Source organism: Ditibartonella apihabitans, from assembly GCF_002007485.1.
Lineage (GTDB): Bacteria > Pseudomonadota > Alphaproteobacteria > Rhizobiales > Rhizobiaceae > Bartonella > Bartonella apihabitans.
In genome coordinates, this window is sequence record NZ_CP015820.1 from 1,100,023 (window position 1) to 1,123,322 (window position 23,300).

At 45.2% G+C, this 23,300-nt stretch carries 18 protein-coding genes; 11 read left to right on the forward strand and 7 right to left on the reverse strand.

Annotated elements, in window-relative coordinates; translation table 11 throughout:
- The first annotated feature begins 1 nt into the window (after nucleotide 1).
- Complete coding sequence (locus BBC0178_RS04960; protein ID WP_077971194.1) at nucleotides 2–874, forward strand: LpxI family protein; 873 nt, start codon at nucleotides 2–4, stop codon at nucleotides 872–874.
- Nucleotides 867–2,033, forward strand: coding sequence for a lipid-A-disaccharide synthase (gene lpxB, locus BBC0178_RS04965; RefSeq protein WP_078039413.1), 1,167 nt, complete (start codon nucleotides 867–869; stop codon nucleotides 2,031–2,033). Before BBC0178_RS04960 ends, lpxB begins: the two co-directional genes overlap by 8 nt.
- A gap of 271 nt (nucleotides 2,034–2,304) precedes the next feature.
- Here lpxB and BBC0178_RS04970 read toward each other — a convergent pair whose 3' ends face one another.
- The 5 genes from BBC0178_RS04970 to BBC0178_RS04990 all read right to left on the reverse strand — a co-directional run bounded on the left by BBC0178_RS04970 (nucleotide 2,305) and on the right by BBC0178_RS04990 (nucleotide 6,644).
- On the reverse strand, nucleotides 2,305–3,084 hold the full coding sequence (locus BBC0178_RS04970; protein ID WP_078039414.1) for an amino acid ABC transporter ATP-binding protein: 780 nt from the start codon (nucleotides 3,082–3,084) through the stop codon (nucleotides 2,305–2,307).
- A 25-nt stretch (nucleotides 3,085–3,109) separates the two neighbouring features.
- Nucleotides 3,110–4,357, reverse strand: a complete 1,248-nt coding sequence (locus BBC0178_RS04975; RefSeq protein ID WP_078039415.1) for an NAD(P)/FAD-dependent oxidoreductase — start codon at nucleotides 4,355–4,357, stop codon at nucleotides 3,110–3,112.
- A 39-nt stretch (nucleotides 4,358–4,396) separates the two neighbouring features.
- Nucleotides 4,397–5,104 carry an ABC transporter permease gene (locus BBC0178_RS04980; protein ID WP_078040373.1) on the reverse strand — a complete coding sequence of 236 codons (708 nt, stop codon included), beginning with the start codon at nucleotides 5,102–5,104 and terminating at the stop codon, nucleotides 4,397–4,399.
- Entirely contained in the window at nucleotides 5,104–5,823 is a 720-nt protein-coding gene (locus tag BBC0178_RS04985) for an ABC transporter permease (protein WP_077971202.1), read from the reverse strand. Before BBC0178_RS04985 ends, BBC0178_RS04980 begins: the two co-directional genes overlap by 1 nt.
- Before the next feature lie 68 nt (nucleotides 5,824–5,891).
- Nucleotides 5,892–6,644 (reverse strand): transporter substrate-binding domain-containing protein, encoded by a 753-nt coding sequence (locus tag BBC0178_RS04990; RefSeq protein WP_075870819.1) that lies wholly within the window; start codon nucleotides 6,642–6,644, stop codon nucleotides 5,892–5,894.
- Nucleotides 6,645–7,438: 794 nt separating this feature from the next.
- Between BBC0178_RS04990 and BBC0178_RS05000 the strand changes: the two genes are divergently transcribed.
- From BBC0178_RS05000 to BBC0178_RS05035, 8 genes are all read left to right on the forward strand, one after another.
- A complete protein-coding gene (locus tag BBC0178_RS05000; RefSeq protein WP_078039417.1) occupies nucleotides 7,439–8,743 on the forward strand; it encodes an MFS transporter in 1,305 nt (434 codons plus the stop codon).
- A gap of 50 nt (nucleotides 8,744–8,793) precedes the next feature.
- Nucleotides 8,794–9,960, forward strand: a complete 1,167-nt coding sequence (locus tag BBC0178_RS05005; RefSeq protein WP_078039418.1) for a M20 aminoacylase family protein — start codon at nucleotides 8,794–8,796, stop codon at nucleotides 9,958–9,960.
- A gap of 536 nt (nucleotides 9,961–10,496) precedes the next feature.
- Entirely contained in the window at nucleotides 10,497–11,291 is a 795-nt protein-coding gene (locus tag BBC0178_RS05010) for a thymidylate synthase (RefSeq protein WP_078039419.1), read from the forward strand.
- Nucleotides 11,288–11,797 carry a dihydrofolate reductase gene (locus BBC0178_RS05015; RefSeq protein WP_149867420.1) on the forward strand — a complete coding sequence of 170 codons (510 nt, stop codon included), beginning with the start codon at nucleotides 11,288–11,290 and terminating at the stop codon, nucleotides 11,795–11,797. Before BBC0178_RS05010 ends, BBC0178_RS05015 begins: the two co-directional genes overlap by 4 nt.
- A 111-nt stretch (nucleotides 11,798–11,908) precedes the next feature.
- A complete protein-coding gene (hflK, locus tag BBC0178_RS05020; protein ID WP_077973518.1) occupies nucleotides 11,909–13,096 on the forward strand; it encodes an FtsH protease activity modulator HflK in 1,188 nt (395 codons plus the stop codon).
- A complete protein-coding gene (gene hflC / locus BBC0178_RS05025) occupies nucleotides 13,096–13,992 on the forward strand; it encodes a protease modulator HflC (protein ID WP_077971213.1) in 897 nt (298 codons plus the stop codon). Before hflK ends, hflC begins: the two co-directional genes overlap by 1 nt.
- On the forward strand, nucleotides 13,992–14,177 hold the full coding sequence (locus BBC0178_RS05030; RefSeq protein ID WP_078039421.1) for a DUF2065 domain-containing protein: 186 nt from the start codon (nucleotides 13,992–13,994) through the stop codon (nucleotides 14,175–14,177). The genes hflC and BBC0178_RS05030 overlap by 1 nt, the downstream gene beginning before the upstream one ends.
- Nucleotides 14,178–14,313: 136 nt before the next feature.
- Nucleotides 14,314–15,810, forward strand: coding sequence for a Do family serine endopeptidase (locus BBC0178_RS05035; protein WP_078039422.1), 1,497 nt, complete (start codon nucleotides 14,314–14,316; stop codon nucleotides 15,808–15,810).
- 303 nt (nucleotides 15,811–16,113) lie between these two features.
- On the opposite strand, the gene serB is transcribed toward BBC0178_RS05035, so the two are convergent.
- Nucleotides 16,114–17,013 (reverse strand): phosphoserine phosphatase SerB, encoded by a 900-nt coding sequence (gene serB / locus BBC0178_RS05040; RefSeq protein ID WP_078039423.1) that lies wholly within the window; start codon nucleotides 17,011–17,013, stop codon nucleotides 16,114–16,116.
- 14 nt (nucleotides 17,014–17,027) lie between these two features.
- On the opposite strand from serB, the gene miaA reads away from it, so the two are divergent.
- Nucleotides 17,028–17,894, forward strand: a complete 867-nt coding sequence (gene miaA / locus BBC0178_RS05045) for a tRNA (adenosine(37)-N6)-dimethylallyltransferase MiaA (protein ID WP_078039424.1) — start codon at nucleotides 17,028–17,030, stop codon at nucleotides 17,892–17,894.
- A 952-nt stretch (nucleotides 17,895–18,846) separates the two neighbouring features.
- Here miaA and BBC0178_RS05050 read toward each other — a convergent pair.
- A complete protein-coding gene (locus tag BBC0178_RS05050; RefSeq protein ID WP_078039425.1) occupies nucleotides 18,847–22,590 on the reverse strand; it encodes a vitamin B12-dependent ribonucleotide reductase in 3,744 nt (1,247 codons plus the stop codon).
- Nucleotides 22,591–23,300 lie beyond the last annotated feature (710 nt).

Consider the following 23,300-nt stretch of genomic DNA (forward strand, 5'->3'; position numbering starts at 1 on the left):
TATGGGGAAGGGCGACACAAAACGTAGCCTTTCCGGTCGCACCGCTATCATCGCGGGAAATGGTGTTTTGCCTTTGGCTGTTGCCAACGCAATAGAAGAAATGGGAGAAAAGCCGTTTCTTGTTCCACTGAAAGGCGAGGCCGATCCGAGACTTTACTCCTATGAGCACTGTGAAATATCGGTCGTACAGCTAGCAAGACTGATAAAAGCTTTGAAAAAAGCGAATATCACCAATGTTATATTGGCAGGTGGTGTCAAAAGTCGGCCTAATCTCAAAGATCTGCGCCCTGATTGGACAACGTTATCAGCATTGCCAAAATTGTTTCATGCTTTGGGGCAGGGAGACGATGCGCTTTTGAAAGCCTTCATTAGCGTTGTCGAAAAATATGGTTTTCATGTTGTGGGCGCCCACGAAGTCGTTCCACAATTATTGGCACCCAAAGGATTCAATCTGACGAAGAAACGCGCTGACGAAAAAAATTGGCGGGATATTATGCTTGCAGCGGAGGCAGCTGCAATTTTGGGAAAACTTGATATCGGTCAGGGAGCAGTTGCTGTAAAAGGGCGCGTCGTGGCCGTTGAAGGTGCGGAGGGTACCGATAACATGTTGCGCCGTGTCACGGAAATGCGTAATGAAAAACGCATTCCTCTAACAGGGGGTGTGCTGGTCAAGCGAGCTAAAGAACAACAGGATGAAAGAGCCGATTTGCCCACCATTGGGCCTGAAACAATTATCCATGCCAAACAATGTCATTTGGATGGTGTTGCCGTTGAAGCAGAGCGAACTTTCATCGTTTCATTAAAAGAGACAGTTGAACAAGCAGATAAATGTTCGCTTTTTATCGAGACCTTCGGAAAGAACGAATATGTCTGATGGTCCTATTAAAATTGCTATCGTTGCCGGCGAAGAATCCGGAGATTTGCTCGGAGCAGATCTGATATCGGCATTGGCACGAAAAACCGGACGCAATATCAAACTCATAGGCGTTGGCGGCTCACATCTTGAAGCGTTGGGGCTAAAAAGTGCCTTTAATGTCGATGACATAGCTTTAATGGGGCTTGGTGCTGTTTTGAAAAAACTGCCGAAGCTCATCCTGCATATACACCGTCTGGCGCGGTTTATTGCTGATGAAAAGCCGGATTGTCTGATCATTATCGATAGTCCGGACTTTACCCACCGTGTTGCGAAAAAAGTCCGGAAATTCGCGCCTCAAATCCCTATCATAAAATATATTGCTCCTTCGGTTTGGGCGTGGCGCCCCGAACGAGCCAAGGCAATGTGTTCCTATATCGACCATGTTCTTGTTGTGCTCCCTTTCGAAAAAAAGGTTATGCATGATTTGCAAGGGCCCCCGGCAACTTATGTCGGTCATAGATTGTTGACCTATCCGCCATTGCTGGCAATGGAAAGAATGCGGTTGCGCCATTTGGAAGAGAAAAAGTCGGAGCCGACAGTGGTCGTATTACCGGGCTCGAGACATTTTGAAATTCGTGGTTTGATGCCGATTTTCGGGGCAACCTTGGAAATTTTAAAAAAACGGCAGCCGGCTATCAATTTTGTTTTGCCTACTCTGCCAAGGCTTGCCGACAGTGTGCGCAAACTTATGAGTGAATGGCCGGTAAAAGTGGAAATTGTGGTTGGTGAAGAGGCAAAATGGGCAGCTTTTGCAAAAGCCGATGCGGCACTTGCTGCGTCCGGTACTGTTTCTCTGGAACTGGCACTAGCCAATATTCCGATGGTTCTTGGTTATAAAGCGGATCTTTTTTCAAAAACCTTTATATTGCCACGGGTAAAAGTGTGGAGCGCCGCATTGCCCAATATCATCGCCGACCGGCCAGTTGTTCCGGAATATTTCAATGAATTTTTGCGTCCCGGTATGCTGGCCCGTCAGGTCGAACAATTGGTTGTTGCCGGGCCGGTTCGTCAAGCCCAACTTGACGGATTTTCTTTGATCAAAACGACCATGAAGACATCTGCACCGTCGGGTGAAATTGCATCGCAAGCCTTGTTGAAATATCTGAAGCTTCAGTGAAATGCTTGAAGTTTATCAATGCTGAGTGAAATTGAAAACAGCACAGAATCGAATTCAGGTTATTTTTAACATAAATGCGTCTATCGCTTATATTTCTACCGCAAATTTATAATGATCTACGCACTTAATCCGAAATCGCTTGAGAGGTTAAAATGCTTTGTGCTGCCCGTTAAAATTTGTCGAAACAGGCAGATGAAACCTATCATTCGGTCATCATAGGGCGTAATTTCGTTTTAAAACGCCATTCATGAAGCGGTTTAACACTCGATTATTAGTGTTTTATTTTTGCAAGAAAATCTTTAGCCCTTTGATTATCAGGGTTTGAGAAGAATTTATCAGGTGTTGTGTCCTCAAGAATCTTTCCATTTTCGAGAAAAAGAACACGTTCTGAGACTTCGCGCGCAAATCCCATCTCATGTGTGACGCAAAGCATGGTCATGCCGGTTTCGGCAAGCTTGACAATAACATCCAGAACTTCTCCGACCATTTCCGGATCAAGAGCCGAGGTTGGTTCATCAAACAACATGACCTTGGGTTCCATACAAAGAGCACGAGCAATAGCAACGCGTTGCTGCTGCCCGCCGGATAACTGGGATGGGTATTTCTCGCTATGAGCCTCGATACCGACCTTGCTCAAATATTTGATTGCGCGCTCTTTTGCCTTTTCCTTTGTCAGTCCTTGAACGGTCATGGGAGCAAGAATGCAATTTTGCATGACAGTCATATGGGGAAAGAGATTAAAATGCTGGAATACCATGCCAACTTCGCGGAGCACATTTTTCTGCTCTTGTGGCGCTGCAGTCATGATATCGACGCCATAAATGCGGATGCTTCCTTGTTCGGGAACTTCGAGCTGGTTTATGCAGCGGATAAGGGTTGATTTACCGGAACCGGATGGCCCACATAAAACAATGCGTTCTCCCGCTTTAACGTCGAGCGAGATATTATGAAGGGCCTGAAATTCACCGTACCACTTGTTTAATTCTTGAATGACAATGACATGTTCATCAGATTTGGCTTTATCGTTATTATTGTGCTGAACTGCCGCCATTGCTGTTGTTCTCCGTTTCTGGTTCTCAAAACCGTGTTAGACTGAAAGCATCAGGAGATGTCAATGGTTGTTCACCTGCCATTATCTCGGCAAGTAATTTTCCACTAACCGCTCCAAGCGTCAATCCATGATGCGCATGACCAAAATTGAGCCAAAGACCTTTATGTGCAGGCGCTTTCCCGATAATCGGACGCATGTCCGAAAGACAAGGGCGTTCACCGAGCCAAGGTTTTGTCTCGACATATTCACCGAGCGGAAAAATGTTTTTTGCAATTTTTTCAGCCCGCTTTAATTGTGTCCAATAAGGCGGGGCTTTCGGACTTGCAAATTCGATTCCTGTTGTGAGCCGGATTCCTTGACGCATTGGCGCCAATACAAAACCGGCGACGGGATCACATATTGAATGCTCAAGAACAGTCTTCTCGTCAACTTGGCGGAAGTGAATATGATAGCCACGTTTTACGGCAAACGGAATGTGACGATAGCCGAATTTGTTCATAAATTGGATGGACTGGGGGCCAAGAGCAACGACAATGTCGGGTGCCCCGATCGATATGCCGTTATCATTTATTTGCCAGAGCCCGTTATTATATTCGGTTTTCAAAGCATCGAGTGTCACGAAACTCCCACCTTGTTTGATAAAATAACGCGCATAAGCGGCGGTCAACCCGCCGGGATCATTGACCGTTTTCGGGTCAAGCCAATGAATACCGCCGACAAGCTGCGGACTGATAGATGGAACACGCTGAATTAAAGCGTTCCGGTCAAGAACGTCATAATTGAGGTGAAAACGCTCAAGCGAAAGAAGATGGTTTTTCGCTTTATCAAAATCTTTATCGGTGCGGAATATCTCGAGCCACCCCTTCGGCTCGATAAAGGAAGTGGCACCGGCTAATTCGGCTAAAAAATCGTGTTCTTTGACGCTATTTTCGATAAGCGGCAACAAAGCCAAAGTCGATTTTTTTAAGTTTTTCGGTGATGATTGGCACCAGAACTTGAAGAGCCATGGTGCTATGTGAGGCAGGTAAGTCCAGTCAAACCGCACATCGGTTTGATGATTGAAGGCATAGGCGATAAGACGCGAAAATTCTCGCGGAAAATGGTAAGGAATGACGCTTGATCTCTCAATCAATCCCGCATTGCCGTAACTTGTTCCCTGTCCGGCGTCTTTTTTATCGACAAGGCAGACATGATAGCCTCTCAATTGAAGATGTAAACATGTGCATACGCCGACAATTCCGGCTCCGAGCACGATAACATCAAATTTTTTCATTTGAACGTAATCCCGCAATCCTCTTTTATTCGGCTGACATTAACGCAGATGACGTGTCAGTCTACGTTCTGTCACGCCGATCAAGCGCCGAACAATTTCAACGATAATCAGATAAAGTACAGCCGCCCAGATATAGACCTGAAAATCGAATGTACGTGAATAGGCAAGTTTGGCAACGCCCATCAGATCATAAACTGTTACGAGAGATGCAACAGCACTGGCTTTGATCATAAGGATGAACTCGTTTCCTAAAGGACGCAATGCCATGATCATGGATTGCGGTAATATAACACGGATGAATGTGGTTTTCCGGCTAAGCCCCAATGCTTTGGCCGCTTCATATTGTCCGTTAGGTACCGATTGCATGCTGCCGCGGAAAATTTCGGCCTGATAAGCAGCGGTATTCAACGCGAAAATGAACAGACAACACCACCATGAGCTTTGGAAAAACCACCACAATCCGACGCTTTTCCAAAAAACACTGAATGAGCCGATGCCGTAATAAAAGAGAAATAATTGTGCAAGGAGCGGCGAACCACGGAAGAAATAGATGTAAATACGAGCCGGTAAACGCAGAAACGAATGTTTCGAGCGCCAAGCAAATGTTATCATGATGCTCAAGAAAAAGCCGACCGTATAGGAAAGCGCCACGAGTTTTACGGTGACGAAAAAACCGTCAATAAATTTCGGGCCATAGCGGCTCAAAATATCCGGATTGATGATAAAATGCAAAAAGTCGGGTATCATCATGCGGATACCTTTTGATAACAGGCATTGGCACGCTTTTCCAAATGGCGGATAATGAAAGAAGAAACGGCCGAAAAGATAAGATAGATGACACAGGCAGTCAGGTAGAAAAACATCGGTTTTTTCGTTGCTGCGACAGCGAGATTTGTCTGACGCATCACATCGACGAGCGCGATCGTTGAAACAAGAGACGTATCCTTGAGTAATGTCAACCAGTTGTTTGAAAGACCGGGCAGGGCGTTGCGTGCGAGTTGTGGTAAAACCACACGAAAAAACGTTGTGGCAGGCGAAAGACTCAAAGCTTTGGCAGCTTCATATTGGCCGCTATCCAGTACTTTGAAAGCGCCGAGCCACACTTCGCAGGAGAAAGCGGCAAAGACCATTCCCAAAGCCAAAACACCGGCAAAAAATGCATTGACCGAAAAGTCTGCTTCTATATTAAGATGTGCCATCAATGATTGTACGAGGGTCTGCAATCCGTAATAGACAAGAAACAATGTCAATAATTCAGGTAATCCTCGGAATATTGCGGAAAATATTGTTGCAATAATCCGGAAAAATTTCACATCCGACTGAATCATGAGCGAGCAGATGAGACCAAGGGGAAGCCCCAAAGGTAGACAACAAAGCGCGAGTGACAAAGTCACTCCCGCTCCGATGAGCATAACCATACCCCAACCGCCACTGCCAAATGACAGCAATGACAAATACTCGATCATCAATGAAAGCTCCGGTTATTCGTTATCAATAGCCGATAGAAAAATTGCAAAATGATTCAACCGGTTAATTAATAAATATCGGATTGAAAGTACTTTTTGGCAATTTTGTCATAGGTACCATCAGCACGAATATCATCAATCGCTTTGTTCAGACGATTCTTCAAATCATCCGAATTCTTGCGAATGGCAATGGAAATCGGCTCTCTTGTACCTTCAACTTCGCCAAGTAGTTTGCAGCAATCCTTGCCATCTTTTTCAAGCCAGGTCAGAAGCGGGAATTTATCATGAATAATCGCGTCGAGACGGTGATTGATCAAATCGCTATTGGCTTCTTCGGGCGTTGGATAAAGCTTCAGATTGGTTCCCTCGGGGGCATAGTTATCTTCAGCATAGATTGCCTGTGTTGTACCGGCCTGTGCACCGAGATTTTTTCCGTTGAGAGATTGTGGACTGAGGTCCTTGATGTCCGAATCCTTCGGAACAGCAACAGCAAGTGTTGTTGTATAATAGCGATTTGTGAAATCGACTTTTTGCTTGCGTTCTTCGGTCGGGACCATTGAAGCAATAATAGCATCATACTTTTTTGCGAGAAGTCCGGGAATGATCCCTTCCCAATCCTGGGCTGTAACTGTGCATTCAACTTTCATTTTGTCGCATAATGCATAGGCGATATCGACATCGAAACCATGAAGATTGTTATTGGAGTCAACGTAACTGAATGGCGGATAGGCTCCTTCGGTTGCGATACGCAAGTTTTCAGCATGTGCGGAAAAGCTCATCATAAGGCTTCCCAAAACGAGTCCAGCTGCTAGGATTTTCATGTTGTACTCCTGTTTTAAACAAAATAATTCTATTCCAATTAGTCTTAGCGCCAAGTTTTAGCCAAGGGCAATTTAAAAACATAAATCCACCGAAATATCCCTGAAAAACGCTTCATTGTCTCTCTCCATTGATGTGCAGCCGTCAGTTTGAACGGAAATGAAAATCCTGCCGTTTTTTGAACGAGTTCAATCAAGCATGGCAATGCTTGTCGATCTCACCAGTTTTTACTGGAAAAACTTGAAATCATGTGCGCCCTTTTAATAATGGGGCATGAAGTTTGCCTCCTTCAGGACAATTATAGCGTGATACGTGAAATAAATGGTTCTCGGCCTACATAAAACCATTGCCGGACATGGGTGACATCAGGCGCAAATAAAAGGTAAGACCGAGAGCTTGAAAAATGCCGAATCTATTTTTTAACAGGTGTTCGTAAACCCTTGTAAGTTCGATATTTTTTTGCCGCCTAATAAAGAGTTTTGCTGCCGTTTCTCGTTCCGGTTTTATATTCAATCGGCTTAAAGCACGTTGAAGGATAAGGACTGAACGCAATTTGAGCAATAAATAGGTTTCGGGCAGTTTCGGAAATGCTGCCATATTGCTCAATGCTCCGAAAGTTACCGATCTATTTTCTATCCAATATTGACTATTCTTCATATTGAAACAGTTAACCCACTAACTTCTGGAAACTTGAAAGTCCTCGGTTTTTCGTTATGGCTTTCATTTTAAAAAACCAACATATAGTTGATTATCTTTATGATATTTTGGAAAAAGCAGATAACCTTAAGGAGAACTCATGCAGAGCGCCCAGACGCTTACGAAAGATTCGACTGAAAACGAAAGTCCGGCGGTTTCGAGGAAAGTTATTATCGCTGCCGTTATAGGGGGCATGCTCGAATGGTATGATTTCGGTGCCTATGCACTTTTTGCCTATCTCATTTCCGACCAGTTTTTCCCGACCGGCAATGAAACGGTGTCGATGCTGCTTACCTTTATCACTTTTGCCATAGGCTTTTTGACCCGTCCTCTTGGAGCCATTATTCTGGGAAGTTATTCCGATCGCGTAGGTCGAAAGTCGGCATTGTCGTTGACGATGATTCTGATGGCTATCGGCATGGGGATTATCGCAATATGTCCGACTTATACGCAGATCGGCATAATTGCACCGATAATTATTGTCATTGCCAGACTTATACAGGGTATCTCGGCGGGAGGAGAAATCGGCTCGGCATTGTCTATCCTCGTTGAAACGGCGCCTGCAAATAAACGGGGCCAATATGCTGCTTGGCAACAGGTCAGTCAGACGGGCGCATTTCTTGTGGCAGGCATCATAGGTTGGATGATTACCGCGTTTCTGCCGCTTGAAGATGTTGCGCTTTGGGGCTGGCGTGTGGCTTTTGCCTTCGGCATGCTGGTTGCTCCTGTGGGATTTTACGTTCGTCGACAAATTGACGAATCACCGGAATTCTTGGCCGAGAGGAACAAAGGCGTCAAAGAACATGTACCTTTTGCCATTTTGCTCAAAAATAGCTGGAAGCCGCTATTGATAGGTATCGGCATTGTTATGATCTGGACAGTGACGAGCAAGACCGCTAGTTCCTTTATGGCAACCTATGCAATTAACAATTTGCATATGGCTTTGACGTCTCCTTATCTCGGCATGATCGTAATGGGCGTTGTTTTACTGTTTTGCCCGCTGGTTGGAGCATGGTCGGATAAGATCGGACGGCGTCCGATTATGATTGGAGCGGCTATCGCCATTTTTGTTTTCGCCTATCCGTCATTCTGGATATTGTCAGCCCATCCGAATGTGTGGGTCCTTATCGGCCAACAATTCTTTTATGCGGTTCTTATGGTGCTTTATACGGCGCCTGCATCGGCAGCCTTATCCGAACTCTTTCCGACAGCTTTCCGCTCTTCAGGAATTGCACTTTCCTATAATATAGCCGTTACGATATTCGGTGGTTTTTCTGCCGCAATATCCACCGCGCTTATCGGAATGACCGGAGACAATCGTGCAATTGCCTATTATATTATGTTTGCGGCTTTTATAAGCGTTGTGGCACTTTTATATTCTGGTAAAATAACGAAATTGAAATAGGGGAAAATCCGGAGTGCCTCGCGAGAAAGGCACGCCGGCTGTAATTGAAAATGATAGAAGATAGTTGTGAAGTCGCTGCTGCCATCAGGCTCTATCTGCCAGAAATGACCGCGTTGCGCCATCAAATCCACTCCAATCCCGAGACCGGTTTTGAAGAAAAAGCAACCTCTGCTATTGTTGCCAAATTGCTTGAGGGGTGGGGATATAAAGTCTCCAAGCTTGCCGGAACCGGCATAGTTGCAACTTTAAAAGCCGGAAATGGCGAAAAAACATTGGGGCTACGCGCTGATATGGATGCCTTGCCGGTTACCGAACAAACCGGCTTGTCCTATGCCAGTAAAAACTCCGGAAAAATGCATGCCTGCGGCCATGACGGGCACACATCAAGCTTGTTGGCGGCGGCTCGCTATCTGGCTCGCACAAAGCAATTTTCCGGTACGCTCAATCTTATTTTCCAGCCGGCCGAAGAAGGTTTGGGGGGTGCACGGCGTATGATTGAAGAGGGAATTTTTGAAAAATTCCCCTGCGAGGCTATCTTCGGCTATCATAATGTTCCGGGTGTTCCAGTAGGGAAATTCTGCTTTATTCCGGGTGCCGCAACCGCCGCTTCGGACCGCGCAAGAATTGTTGTTAAGGGAAAAAGCGGCCATGGTGCGCAGCCGGAAACATCGGTCGATCCGATTGTTGTCGGTGCTGCAATTGTTACTTCATTGCAAACAATAGTTTCGCGCAATATATCGCCGTTAAAAGCTGCCGTTGTAACGGTAGCAAGTTTTCACGCCGGCGAAGCATATAACATCATTCCGGCAACCGCAGAATTGAAACTGACGATCCGCAGCTATGACGAGACAACGCGCAATTTTCTTGAAAAACGTGTAAAAGAGATTGCCGAATATCAGGCAAATGTCTTCGGAGCAAAATGTGAAATCGACTATTTTCATCTCAATCCTGCTTGCCAAAACGATAGAACACTGACCGCTTTTGCTCGTAGTGTTGCCGAAAAAACGTTTGGCAAAGACGCTATCGAAGAGCGGTCGCAACCGTTCACTTTCAGTGAAGATTTTTCTTATATGCTTCAGAAGAAGCAAGGCTGTTATTTCTTTATAGGTAATGGCAACACCGCAAACCTCCACAGCGACCATTATGATTTCAATGATGAATTGTTATTGCGTGCAAGCACTTATTGGGTGCGGCTGGTTGAAACTTATCTTAGCTAGAGTGAAAAATCGGGTGTTAGGCCTGTTTATTCAATGAGACAGGTTAGGTTCGCCTCGTTCTCACTTACCAACAATCAGAGGCCGAAAAACTTTTGAATCTTGAGAGTCCGACAGTTTCTGCAAAATTTCCGGCTTCCAAAATAATGACGTGTCCGAATATTACTCTCCGAACTCTTGTCGAACGTGGTTTTACCGATAATGGAATTTCCAAAGCCAGAAGTTTACGAAAGTCTTTTTAATTTACGAACTTCGCTTCAAAGCCTCACATATCTCGATAATGCTCCTCGAAAATGCGTTTCGAATGAAGACGTTATAGAACTTACATGATTCATTACTTGAAAATGCCTGAAGCTTCGGAAAAGATTAATCGTAAAAATTCCCGCGCGACAGCGGCAGAGTAGTTCAGACGTTTCAAAACCGAAAAATACAATCTTCACACGTGATTTAACTTCCAGTGTGATTTATTGTTGAAAGAGGTGGGGGTGAGCATGGGGTGGCTATTCCCCTTTTGAAAAGAATCTGCTAATGAAAAAGTCATGAAAAACTATCTTGACCTTCTTTCTTATGTTCTGAAAAACGGCGTTGACCGTTCCGATCGTACCGGAACGGGGACGCGTTCGGTATTTGGCTACCAGATGCGGTTTGATCTTTCCAAAGGCTTTCCGCTTTTGACCACGAAGAAGCTTCATGTCCGCTCGATTATCTATGAGCTGTTATGGTTTTTGCGTGGTGATACCAATATCAAATGGTTGAACGAACACGGCGTTTCTATCTGGAATGAATGGGCAGATAAAAATGGCGATCTCGGACCTGTTTATGGCTATCAATGGCGGTCCTGGCCAGCTCCGGATGGCCGCCACATCGACCAGATTGCCAAGGTTGTCGACATGATTGTCAAGACCCCTTATTCCCGTAGACTGATTGTTTCGGCGTGGAATCCCGCATTGGTTGATGAAATGGCATTGCCGCCGTGTCATTGCATGTTCCAGTTTTATGTGGCCGATGGAAAACTGTCTTGCCAGCTTTATCAACGTTCGGCAGACATATTTCTGGGAGTGCCTTTCAATATTGCCTCATATGCTTTGTTGACAATGATGATTGCACAAGTCACAGGGTTGAAGGCCGGAGATTTTGTTCACACATTCGGCGATGCCCATCTCTATACCAACCATTTTGAACAGGCGAAGCTGCAATTAACACGCGAACCATTGCCCTTGCCGACGATGAAACTTAATCCGGAAGTCAAGGATCTTTTCAAATTCGAATATGAGGATTTTGAACTCGAAAACTATGTAGCAGCGCCGCACATAAAAGCACCGGTGGCAGTCTGATGACAACGATCAGTCTCATTGTTGCTGTTGCTGAAAACGGTGTTATTGGTCGCGATGGCGGAATGCCGTGGCGTTTGTCAACCGATTTGAAGAGATTTAAATCACTGACACTCGGGCATCCTGTAATTATGGGGCGTAAAACATGGGATTCGCTCGGAAAGCCGCTACCGGAAAGGGTCAATATTGTCATCACCCGGGACAAGTCTTTTTCGGGCGAGGGGGCGCTTGTTGCCCATTCTCTTTCCGAAGCACGACAGATAGCCGAGGAAGAAGCAATAAAAGCAAAAACGGATGAGATATTTGTCATCGGTGGAGGAACGGTCTTCAAAGAAGCGTTGCCTTTTGCCGATCGTATGTATGTGACGGAGATATTATCACCCGTTGAAGGCGATACATTTTTCCCGTCATTCAATCCTGAAAATTGGCGAGCTTTATCAACTGAAATGGTGCCGGAAGGGCCAAAAGACACATTTCCTACAAGATTTGTCGTCTATAAACGTCAATAAGCTTTGAAAAAAGGACAAAAGCGCGATCAATGCGTTGAAACGTTAGATTTACATCCCTATAAAAGAGGAACGATAAATTTGCGCGACTATAGCGCTGAGCAAGAGGTGATTATGCCCTGGAGCAATCAGAATGGCGGCGGCCCATGGGGAGGCGGCGGAAATAACGGCGGAAGCCCTTGGAGCGGTGGTGGAAATGATAATGGCAATAACAAAAATCCGTGGGGCGGAAAGCCGACAGGTTCGGGCGGCAATGGCGGCGGAAATAATGGCGGTAATGGTCCGGATATAGACGATATCTTGCGCAAAGGTCAGGATACACTCAAACAGTTCGGCGGTGGTGCCATCGTACTTGTTGTGATTATCGTTGCAATCATATTCTGGCTTTTTCAGTGTTTCTACATTGTCCAGCAGAATGAACAGGCTGTTGAACTGAGATTTGGTGTGCCGAAATCTGGCATTATCAATGACGGTCTTCATTTCCATTTTTGGCCGATTGAAAATTATTTGAAAGTGCCACTTACGGAAAAATCGATTGCCATCGGCGGTAAGCCCGGGCAAACGCAACAGAGCGACGGTTTGATGCTATCAAGCGACCAGAACATCGTCTATGTCAATTTTTCCGTATATTATCGCATTTCCGATCCGAGCAAATATCTCTTCAATGTCAATGAACAGGAAGGCACTGTGCGTCAGGTTGCAGAAAGTGCCATGCGCGAAGTGATCGGACGCCGTCCGGTTGACGATGTTCTGCGTGACAAGAAAGAAGAAGTTGCCGATAACGTGAAAAAGATTATCCAGTCGACAGCCGATAAATATCAAATCGGTGTACAGATCAATCGTGTTTCTATAAGCGAGGCTGCTCCGCCGACGAAAGTTGCAGCAGCCTTTAATTCTGTTCAGCAGGCTGAACAGGAACGTGGACGTATGATTGAAGAGGGTAACCGCGTACGTTTCAAGAAATTGGGGCAAGCCAACGGTGAGGCTTCAAAAGCACGCGAAGTTGCCAAGGGTGAAAAAGCCCAGATGATTGAAGAGGCAAAAGGCCGTGCGGAACGTTTCGAAGCAATCTCGCATGAGGCAGCAGTAGCCCCCGAGGCGAGCCGCTACCGTCTCTATATGGAAACAATAGGAAGCATTCTCAATGCACCGGATAAACTGGTGCTTGATCAGAAAAACGGTGGACCTGTTTCCTATTTGCCTTTGAACGAATTGATGTCGGCAAAGGATCGGCCGTCCGCAACTTCCACGGCGGCAAAGCCAACCCAATCTGGCTCTGATACCACAGGAGGGCAACAGTAATGCAGCAGAACCGTTTTTTCATTGCCCTTGGTGTCATTATTGTTGTTCTGTTAGCGATCTGGATGTCGGTATTTATCGTCTATCCACGTCAGCAGATTGCAGTTAAACGTTTCGGGCAAATTGTCAGAGTCGAACAGGAACCGGGACTCTACTTCAAAACGCCTTTTATCGACCAAACAGTCATTATTGATAATCGTCTGTTGCGCTATGATGTTCCTACGCAATCCGTGCAGGTCCGCGGTGGTGCCTATTATGAGGTCGATGCATTCTTCATCTATCGGATAACCGATCCGAAATTGTTCTTGCAGCGCATCAGCTCGGGTCGTCCGCAAGTTGCGGCAGAGGAAAACCTGGCACCACGCTTCATTGATGCTTTGCGTGCCGTTTATGGAAAGCGCGAATTCAAAGCTGCCCTGTCGGATGAACGCGGAGCTATGATGGAAGAGGTTCAGCAGCAATTTTCGGCTGATGCCGGTTCACTCGGCATTACAATTGTTGATGTCAGAATCCGTAAAACCGATTTGACAGATGCTGTATCGGAAGACGTTTATCGCCAGATGGCCGCCGAACGTGAGGCAGCAGCCGAAAATATTCGTGCTCGTGGTCAGCAGGAACGGGACCGCATTGTGGCCGAAGCCAATCGCGAATACGAAGAAATCGTTGCAGCGGCCAAGCGTGACGCCGAAATTACCCGCGGTGAAGGACAGGCCGAAAGCATTCGTCTATTGCTGGAAGCGAGAAAAACCAATCCGTCATTTTATGATTTCTGGCTGGCAATGGAAAATTATAAGACGTTGAAATCGACACCGATGGTTATTTCGCCGAACGAGGATTTCTTCTATTATTTCCATAATCCGCTCGCGACCGGAAAAGTGACTGCACCGGCAAATAATTGATGGAGCTCTTTTTTACTGCAATTGGTCTTGTTCTTTTTATCGAAGGACTTGTTTATGCAGGCTTTCCGGTATTGGTAAAGAAAATGGCGTCACAGATACATGTGACGCCTGAACATATATTACGTCTGAGCGGCTTTTGTGCAATGGTCATCGGTTTGATTATTGTGTGGCTTTCATATTCGTAAATGATAGGGTAAAAATCAGCTATTGATAATTGGGGTAAAGGCGGGTTCAAGAAGAATTCAGTCATTCCCCTTTGTCATGAAATGTTTTAAACGGGATGATAGCACGGTCATTGTCGCTTTCAGATGGGATAGGAATATGGTGTTAAAGCGTTTTATGCTTGCTGCGGCTCTTTGCTCGGTTGTTTCATTTTCTCAGTCTGAAAGTTTTGCAGAAGTCGCGTTGGAACACAAAGCACCTGAATCGGTTGCAAATCTTGCGTCGGGTTTGTTGGATGCAGTTGTCAATATTTCAACCTCCCAAACAATAAAAGGCACAGAACAGACAGACAAGACCACCCCGCCGAAAGTGGAAGAGGGAGCACCTTTTCAGGAATATTTTAACGACTTTTTCTCGTCGAAAAATGATAAAAACGAATTGAACCAGTCGCGCAAAGTCCAGTCTCTTGGTTCCGGATTTGTCATTGATGCTGAAAAAGGGCTAATCGTCACCAACAATCATGTCATCGCTGATGCTGATGATATAGAGGTCAATTTTACCGATGGTTCCAAGCTCAAGGCAAAGCTTCTGGGCAAAGATAGTAAAACGGATCTCGCACTTTTGCAGGTTGACCCCAAGGGCAAAAAACTTACCGCCGTTTCATTCGGTGATTCTGAAAGTGCACGCATCGGCGATTGGGTTATGGCTATCGGAAATCCGTTTGGCCTTGGCGGCACAGTGACAGTCGGCATTATTTCGGCGCGCAATCGTGACATTAGTGCCGGTCCTTACGATGATTTTATTCAGACCGATGCAGCGATCAATCGCGGCAATTCCGGCGGTCCGCTTTTCGATATGAACGGCAAAGTCATTGGTATCAATACCGCAATTATATCGCCATCCGGAGGTTCTATCGGTATCGGTTTTGCGATCCCCTCCGATATGGCAACCGGTGTGTTGGATCAGCTCAAGCAATTTGGTGAAACCCGTCGTGGCTCGCTTGCAATAAGAATTCAGCCGGTGAGTCAGGAAGTTGCGGATAGTTTGAAATTGCCAAAAGCGGAAGGTGCGCTTGTTGCCGGCAAAATTGACGATAAAACTGTCGATAATGCTCAATTGAAAGACGGGGACGTGATCACGCGCTTTGGTACGCATGCCATTAAAGACGCGCGTGAATTGCCAAGGATAGTTGCTGAAAGTCCCGTGGGTAAAATTGTCGACGTAACTATTCTTCGCAATGGCGAAGAGAAGACAGTAAAAGTGAAACTTGGGCGCCTCAAAGAAAAGGAACTGGAAACCGAGACTTCTGACGACGACGAGCATGGCGGAGAAGACAAAAAGGCGGAAGCCTCTGATTCCATCCACGCAATGGGGATGACATTGTCGGCACTATCGGACGAACTGCGCAAACGCTTCCATATCAAACCGGATATTAATGGCGTTGTCGTTACTGCCGTTACGGCAAATAGTGCGGCTGACGAAAAACGTATTCGCACTGGCGAGGTTATCGTTGATATCAATCAGCAGGCTGTCAAAACGCCGGAAGATGTTGCAAAACAGTTAGAACTTTTACGCGCAAACGGCCGTAAAAATGCGCTTTTAATGGTTGCTGGCGAGGATGGAGAATTACGCTTCGTTACATTACGTCTTGAATGATGTGCGATATTCGGACGATACTGGAGCGAGCTTTTTTACATGTTTTCTGACCATCAATATCGGATAGCTAAATTCATTATCAATGATAAGGCGTAACTGCTTCTATAATTGTTCAGGCCAACCCGTTCGCATTGAATTATCACTTCAACACAAAAACAGACGGTGTTTGAAACAAGCTTTAATGCGCCTATTTTCCATGATTTGGTTTTTCAGCGCCTTTTACCATATCGGATTTGGCGAATTGACTATCAAACTCGAGAAAGCGAATTTCTTTCTCGCCGGAGTATGATTACGAGATATTTTTCAATAGAGAAAATCCGACTTGCGATAACCCTGTAGATAAAGAAGAGCGGTCAGATCACCATAATCAATACGAATTGAAGCAGCTTCCGCCACGAGTGGCTTGGCGTGCAGTGCAACACCGGAACCGGCCAGATTAAGCATTGCAAGGTCATTAGCACCATCACCTACGGCCATGGCATCTCCCGGTGAAATATTCAATTTGTTACAGAGTTCTTCAAGCTTTTCCAATTTTGCTTGTTTGCCTAAAATCGGTTCATTGACAACACCGGCAAGATGCCCGTCTTCAACGACAAGTTCATTGGCATTGTGTTCGTCAAAACCGATTGCATTTGCTATTTTTTTTGTAAACAATGTAAAACCGCCTGAAACAAGGGCGGTGTAAGCGCCATTCCCGCGCATGGTGGCGATAAGTTCTTTTCCTCCATTGGTCAGAGTAATACGGTTTTCAATGACATCGTCAATGATTGATAATGGCAGACCTTTCAACAGGGATACCCGCTCGCGAAGTGCCGGTTCAAATGCAATTTCGCCATTCATGGCGCGTCTGGTGATGTCGGAAATATAGTCGCGCAATCCCGCAACATCGGCAAGTTCGTCAATACATTCTTGTCCGATCATGGTTGAGTCCATGTCGGCGACAAGCAGTTTTTTTCGCCTCTTGTCTTGAATTTGGACAGCAAAATCCACCGGTTCGCCCTGAAGTGCGGCACGCAAGGCTTGTTTCGCTTTTTCTGGCCCGATATTGTCACCAAGCGGGATATCACATGCAACTCCGTCACAAAGCCAATAGACAGTGCTTGCATTAAGACTATGAGAGGCTTTATCAACGAGCTGCGGTGTTAAAACCGGTCTATCAGGATTGGCAATCAACGTTGCCACAAGCAACTCACTTCGGGACATAGAAAACTCCGCTCATGAAAAAAAGAACAATTACTTTGATAGCGGGACCAACGGCAAGCGGCAAGTCGGATTTTGCTTTAAAATTGGCAGAGAAAAGCGGGGCCTCGATTGTCAATGCCGATTCTATGCAAGTTTACAGCGTTTTACAGATTATCACCGCACGGCCGAGCAATGATGATATGGGGCGCGTTCCACATTATCTTTACGGCTATGTTTCGCCAGAAAAACAATATTCTACAGGTCAATGGCTTAAAGATGCGTCGGATATCATAAAGTCTGTTGAAGGCCCTCTTATTTTTGTCGGAGGAACGGGACTCTATTTTAAAACCTTATTGGAAGGCATGGCCGAAATTCCTGATATACCGGCAAATATAAGAGAAAAATGGCGTGAAGAGCTGAAGAAAAAAGGTGCATCTGCGCTTTACAATATTCTTAAAGATATTGATGGTCCGGTCGCTCGTCGTTTGAGCGAACATGACGGCCAGAGAATTATTCGTGCGCTGGAAGTCTATGAGGCAACAGGAAAACCTCTTGGTTATTGGCAAAGTCAAAAGACTAAACCGGTACTTGAAGGTGAAGATGTCACCAAATTACTTTTAATGCCGGACCGTAACCTTGTTTATCGCCGTATAGAAGATCGTTTCGATAAAATGGTTGATAATGGTGCTTTGGACGAAGTCCGTTCGTTGATAAAACTGGGATTGGATCCTTCAATGCCCGCTATGAAAGCCATTGGTGTACCAGAATTCAACCGAGTTTTACGAGGTGAAGATTCAATCGAAACGGCAATTGTCAAAGCCAAAACAGGTACGCGCCGTTATGCAAAACGCCAAATGACATGGTTCCGGCACCAGTTAGCCAGTGACTGGAAAAGAATTTAAATCTTTTTGAAAAAGAATTGTTCAAACTTTTATCGGAACACGAAATTATGGTCTCAGGCCTTAAAGTCGTTATCTAAAAATGCGATCAGTAAGCATATGCGTTTTGTGGTCGAGGCTGCATAAAGAGGAAATATCATCAGAGAAGCGCAATTGTTCGATCATTCCAAGGAAGTGACGAAAATTGTTTTTGTCTGAAAAGTAATTAAAAATCAGTCTCATAAATAAAAAACTTGAATCAAAAAGTGAATATTTCAACCAATCGGTGTTTCTATCCTTTTTGAGGTATTTTCGTTTCTATAGTGATTGGATAACAGCTCTTGTCTCTTATCTCTTGGCTAAAGAGGCCGGTTGAATATTTTGTGTGACAAAAAAATTTTGCTGTCCAACTTAGGCGAGTTGGTTTTTATGGCTGTTTAAAACTTTTCTTATAACAGTTACCGTAAGTCTTATTTGGACAGACCTGATCATAGCGCATATGTCGTGAATTGGCGGCCATACGGTGAAAGACCAGCAAGTTAACCAACATGAGATAAGTTGATGGAAAGAAATTGTAATTATCTATCCTATGTTCGGGAAAATCTCTCATAGGACGAGGAATACAAATCAGCTTCTGATCGTGAATTTATAACAAGCGGCGTTCGTTGTTTATGTAAATGGAACCGCATGAACAATTGAACAAATTGTTTTCGCGATTTCTTCATCGGGCTGGCGTGTTGCGATTATCGATTTTTATATTCTATAAGCGATCTATCCCGAAAATAGATTTGAAAAAGTAGAAAATGACGCAACCGAGCGATCAATCGGGTCTTTTGATAGGTCTTTTCGCGTGCTCCATTCGTGTTTCGGGAATGAAAAAAGCAGAGCATGAATTTCGCGTTCTGTAACCATAGGGGAGTGATAAAAAACGGCCCTCAAAGGGGCCGTTAGGAGAATTAGGAAAAATGTAAAATGATCAACTACAACCACTTGTAGCACCACATGTGTCACATTTCAAACAAGTGCCATTACGCACCATTGTGAAATTCTGACATTCGGAGCACATATCTCCGGTGTAGCCTTGCATCATAGCCTGTTTTCTGCGGTCAGATGCGAGTTTCTTGGCCTCTGCAACTTCATTGGCCATTTCTTCGGCTTTTGCTTCTTCAGAAGTATCGGCATCGAACAAATTATTGATTTTGTTTTCTTCTTCAGCCAAGTCCTGTTTCAAAGCAGTAGCGCCATGCGTTTCCAAAGCTGATGAAGCTTTTGATTGGACAGCAGTTGCAGTTTTCAATGTCGTTACATTCGACTTAGTGGCTGGCGTCGCGATTTTTGCAACCGGCCCTTTGGGATCTGTCAGTTTCAGATTGTAACCGCGTGTCCAACCTGTTGAAATCAGGTTTGTCTTGCCCTCTCTAACGCCTTTACCCAAGGCTGTGTTGGAAAAGTCGGACATATCGACATGGGCAAGGTCATAACGACCGAGATAAGAAACCGCGAGCTCCCGGAAAACATAGTCAAGAATTGACGTCGCATTTTTGATTGCATCATTTCCCTGAACCATTCCAGCCGGTTCGAACTTGGTGAACGTGAAAGCATCGACATATTCTTCCAACGGTACGCCATATTGTAGCCCAAGCGAAATGGCGATAGCGAAATTGTTCATCATTGCACGGAATGCAGCGCCTTCCTTGTGCATATCAATGAAAATTTCACCCAAGCGTCCATCACCGAATTCACCGGTTCTAAGATAGACTTTATGGCCGCCAACGATCGCCTTTTGCGTGTAGCCTTGCCGGCGATTCGGTAATTTTTCGCGTTCATGAATATATTTTTCAACGACTTTTTCGACGATCTTTTCTGTAACTTTTGCCGTACGTGCAGCCGCCGGTTGTTCAATCAGGTTATCAACCGCATCTTCATCATCGTCATCGGCAATGAGCGATGCATTCAATGGCTGGGACAATTTCGAACCATCACGATAAAGCGCATTGGCTTTCAATGCGAGTTTCCATGACAACATGTAGGCATCGGCGCAATCTTGAACAGTCGCATCATTCGGCATGTTGATTGTCTTGGAAATAGCCCCGGAAATAAAAGGTTGGGCGGCTGCCATCATGCGGATATGGCTTTCAACCGACAGATAGCGTTTACCAATTTTTCCGCAAGCATTGGCGCAATCAAATACCGGATAATGCTCTTGTTTGAGATGAGGGGCACCCTCAAGCGTCATTGCACCGCAAACATGAAGATTGGCGGCCTCAATATCCTTTTTCGAGAAGCCGAGAGCAGGGAGCATCTCGAAAGAAACGTTATCAAGCTGTTCTTCAGTGAAGTTCAAAACATTTTTGCAGAAATCCTCGCCCAATGTCCATTTATTGAAGACGAACTTGATATCGAAGGCACTTTTCATTGCCTCGTTCAAAGTTTCGATCTTTTCGTCAGTGAAACCTTTGGCTTTCAATGTTGTCGGATTAATCGCTGGCGCCTGATTAATATTCCCGTGACCGACCGCATAAGCCTCGATTTCGGCAATCTGGCTTTCGGAATAGCCTAATGTGCGTAAAGCTTCCGGCACAGCGCGATTGATAATTTTGAAATAACCACCACCAGCAAGTTTCTTGAATTTCACCAATGCAAAATCAGGTTCAATACCGGTTGTGTCGCAATCCATAACGAGGCCGATTGTGCCGGTCGGTGCAACAACTGTAGCTTGGGCGTTGCGATAGCCATAGAGCTTACCAAGTTCCAAGGCTTTGTCCCAGGCTTTACGGGCGCGTTCGACCATCTTCGGATCCGGGCAATCTTTTTCGATTAAAGCCACCGGATTAACGGATAGACCTTCATAACCTGTCGTTTCCCCATAGGCCGCACGGCGATGATTGCGAATGACACGCAACATATTGTCTTTATTTGGCTTATATCCTTTGAATGCACCAAGTTCCTTGGCCATTTCAGCCGAGGTTGCATAAGCAACGCCGGTCATTATTGCAGTAAGGGCACCACAAATTGCGCGTCCTTTGTCCGAATCATAAGGAATACCGGAAGTCATTAACAAGCCGCCAATATTGGCATAGCCAAGCCCGAGTGTGCGGTATTCATAGGAACGTTTGGCAATTTCTTTGGATGGAAATTGCGCCATCATCACCGATATCTCGAGAACGATAGTCCATAGACGGACACTATGTTCATAAGCTTCGAGATCATAAGAACCATCGTGATTGCGATAGGTCAACAGATTGATCGAGGCAAGATTGCAGGCCGTATCATCGAGGAACATGTATTCGGAACACGGATTTGACGCGCGAATCGGCCCTTCGGCTGGTGATGTATGCCAATCATTCATGGTTGTATTGAAGTGCACACCCGGATCGGCAGAAGCCCAAGCTGCATAAGAAATACGGTCCCACAAATCACGGGCGCGTACTGTTTTATGCACTTTTCCGTCTGTGCGACGAATAAGGTTCCAATCGCTGTCATTTTCGACAGCACGTAAGAATTCGTCTTTCAAAGAAACAGAATTGTTCGAATTTTGCCCTGATACAGTAAGATAGGCTTCCGAATCCCAATCTGTATCATAAGTATCAAATTCCATATCACGGAAGCCTTGACGGGCAAATTGGATAACGCGTTGAATGTAATTTTCCGGAACTTGATCTTTTTTGGCTGCCCGAATTTCCCGTTTTAATGCCGGGTTCTTGTTAGGGTCAAAACAGTCTCCGTTATCTGCTTCGCAATTGACACAAGCCTTCATAATGGCTGTGAGATGTTTTTTGACAATTTTGGAACCGGTCACCAAAGCGGCTACTTTTTGCTCTTCGTGAACTTTCCAATCGATATAGGCTTCAATATCGGGATGATCGATATCGACCACAACCATTTTTGCTGCGCGACGCGTAGTACCGCCCGACTTGATTGCACCGGCTGCCCGGTCACCGATTTTTAGAAAGCTCATCAAACCGGAAGATTTACCGCCTCCGGAAAGTTTTTCACCTTGGCCGCGCAATTGCGAAAAATTCGAACCCGTACCGGAACCGTATTTGAAAAGGCGGGCTTCACGCACCCATAGATCCATAATGCCGCCTTCATTCACAAGGTCATCCGCAACAGATTGAATGAAGCAGGCATGGGGTTGTGGATGTTCGTAGGACGATTTCGACCTTGTCAGCTCTCCGGTTTTCCAATCGACGTAGAAATGTCCCTGACTTGGACCATCAATACCATAAGCCCAGAACAGCCCTGTATTGAACCACTGCGGACTGTTGGGCGCGACACGTTGAGTGGCAAGCATATAGGCAAGTTCGTCATGTAAAGCGCGGGCATCATTTTCGGTATCGAAATATTTGCCTTTCCAGCCCCAATAGGTCCATGTTCCGGCCAGACGATCCAAAACCTGTCGCGCGTCCATTTCCGAACCATAACGCCTGTCTTCGGCAATTTTTGCCAGTTCTTTTTCATCTGCTACAGAACGCCAAAGCCATGAAGGAACGCCATTTTCCTCTACTTTTTTCAAGGCTGCCGGTACGCCTGCCTTGCGGAAATATTTTTGTGCCAGAATATCGGCCGCTACCTGACTGAACTGGCTGGGAACATCAATATTTTCGAGCCTGAAAACGATCGAACCATTGGGATTTTTGATTTCACTTGTCGCTTTATGGAATTCAATACCAGTGTAGGGAGATTGTCCCTCCTTTGTGAAATGGCGCGCAATTTTCATAGCCTGTCCTTATTCAATATGTTGTGTTTGCCCCTGTCGGTTTTAACCGACGACAAACTGTCCCTAATCTCTTCAATCTTCTACAACGGGCGAGAGAGATTAACCCCTAATTTATGATCGTAAGTCACGAGCAAAAAACGGACCATTCTTGTGATCCGTCAAATGCAGTTACCTATAACACACATTCTTTAAGCGAAAGATGTTCGCTGGCATATGTTGTGCTATTAACTCAAAGACTATACCAAATATAGTGAATTTATTATAAACTTTTAAGTTTTACACAACGCTTCATGGACCCTCAAATCAACGCAAAACAACAAAATTGCGAGCCATGCCCGCTCGCAATTACAATTTTGACTACTCACTGATTTACTCATGATTACAATGTGGAACGTGACGCGCTTTAAAGCACATCAGCTTGGAAGTTATAAAAGAACAAAACCACTTTCCCGTCAAGGAGTCGTTTGTTCAAATCGTACAACAACTAGATATAGTGGGTTCAGTGGTGGAAAAATAATGTGAATAACGGGGACGAATAAATTCCACTCTTTATTTTTCGTCAAATAACGTGAACATAAAATATCTCTGGCTGGAATTCTCAAAGAGAGGATTTAAAAAAACATAAATTTCATGGTGAGATAGCAAGAGTTCTATTCCCGAATCACCGACGCTACAAGTGGTCGCTATTTTTCCGCCAGATGTAATTTCAC

Coding starts and splice junctions, on each gene's coding strand:
- BBC0178_RS04960 (WP_077971194.1), top strand. CDS start 2: ATGGGGAAGGGCGACACAAAACGTAGCCTTTCCGGTCGCACCGCTATC.
- lpxB (WP_078039413.1), top strand. CDS start 867: ATGTCTGATGGTCCTATTAAAATTGCTATCGTTGCCGGCGAAGAATCC.
- BBC0178_RS04970 (WP_078039414.1), bottom strand. CDS start 3,084: ATGGCGGCAGTTCAGCACAATAATAACGATAAAGCCAAATCTGATGAA.
- BBC0178_RS04975 (WP_078039415.1), bottom strand. CDS start 4,357: ATGAAAAAATTTGATGTTATCGTGCTCGGAGCCGGAATTGTCGGCGTA.
- BBC0178_RS04980 (WP_078040373.1), bottom strand. CDS start 5,104: ATGATACCCGACTTTTTGCATTTTATCATCAATCCGGATATTTTGAGC.
- BBC0178_RS04985 (WP_077971202.1), bottom strand. CDS start 5,823: ATGATCGAGTATTTGTCATTGCTGTCATTTGGCAGTGGCGGTTGGGGT.
- BBC0178_RS04990 (WP_075870819.1), bottom strand. CDS start 6,644: ATGAAAATCCTAGCAGCTGGACTCGTTTTGGGAAGCCTTATGATGAGC.
- BBC0178_RS05000 (WP_078039417.1), top strand. CDS start 7,439: ATGCAGAGCGCCCAGACGCTTACGAAAGATTCGACTGAAAACGAAAGT.
- BBC0178_RS05005 (WP_078039418.1), top strand. CDS start 8,794: ATGATAGAAGATAGTTGTGAAGTCGCTGCTGCCATCAGGCTCTATCTG.
- BBC0178_RS05010 (WP_078039419.1), top strand. CDS start 10,497: ATGAAAAACTATCTTGACCTTCTTTCTTATGTTCTGAAAAACGGCGTT.
- hflK (WP_077973518.1), top strand. CDS start 11,909: ATGCCCTGGAGCAATCAGAATGGCGGCGGCCCATGGGGAGGCGGCGGA.
- hflC (WP_077971213.1), top strand. CDS start 13,096: ATGCAGCAGAACCGTTTTTTCATTGCCCTTGGTGTCATTATTGTTGTT.
- BBC0178_RS05030 (WP_078039421.1), top strand. CDS start 13,992: ATGGAGCTCTTTTTTACTGCAATTGGTCTTGTTCTTTTTATCGAAGGA.
- BBC0178_RS05035 (WP_078039422.1), top strand. CDS start 14,314: ATGGTGTTAAAGCGTTTTATGCTTGCTGCGGCTCTTTGCTCGGTTGTT.
- serB (WP_078039423.1), bottom strand. CDS start 17,013: ATGTCCCGAAGTGAGTTGCTTGTGGCAACGTTGATTGCCAATCCTGAT.
- miaA (WP_078039424.1), top strand. CDS start 17,028: ATGAAAAAAAGAACAATTACTTTGATAGCGGGACCAACGGCAAGCGGC.
- BBC0178_RS05050 (WP_078039425.1), bottom strand. CDS start 22,590: ATGAAAATTGCGCGCCATTTCACAAAGGAGGGACAATCTCCCTACACT.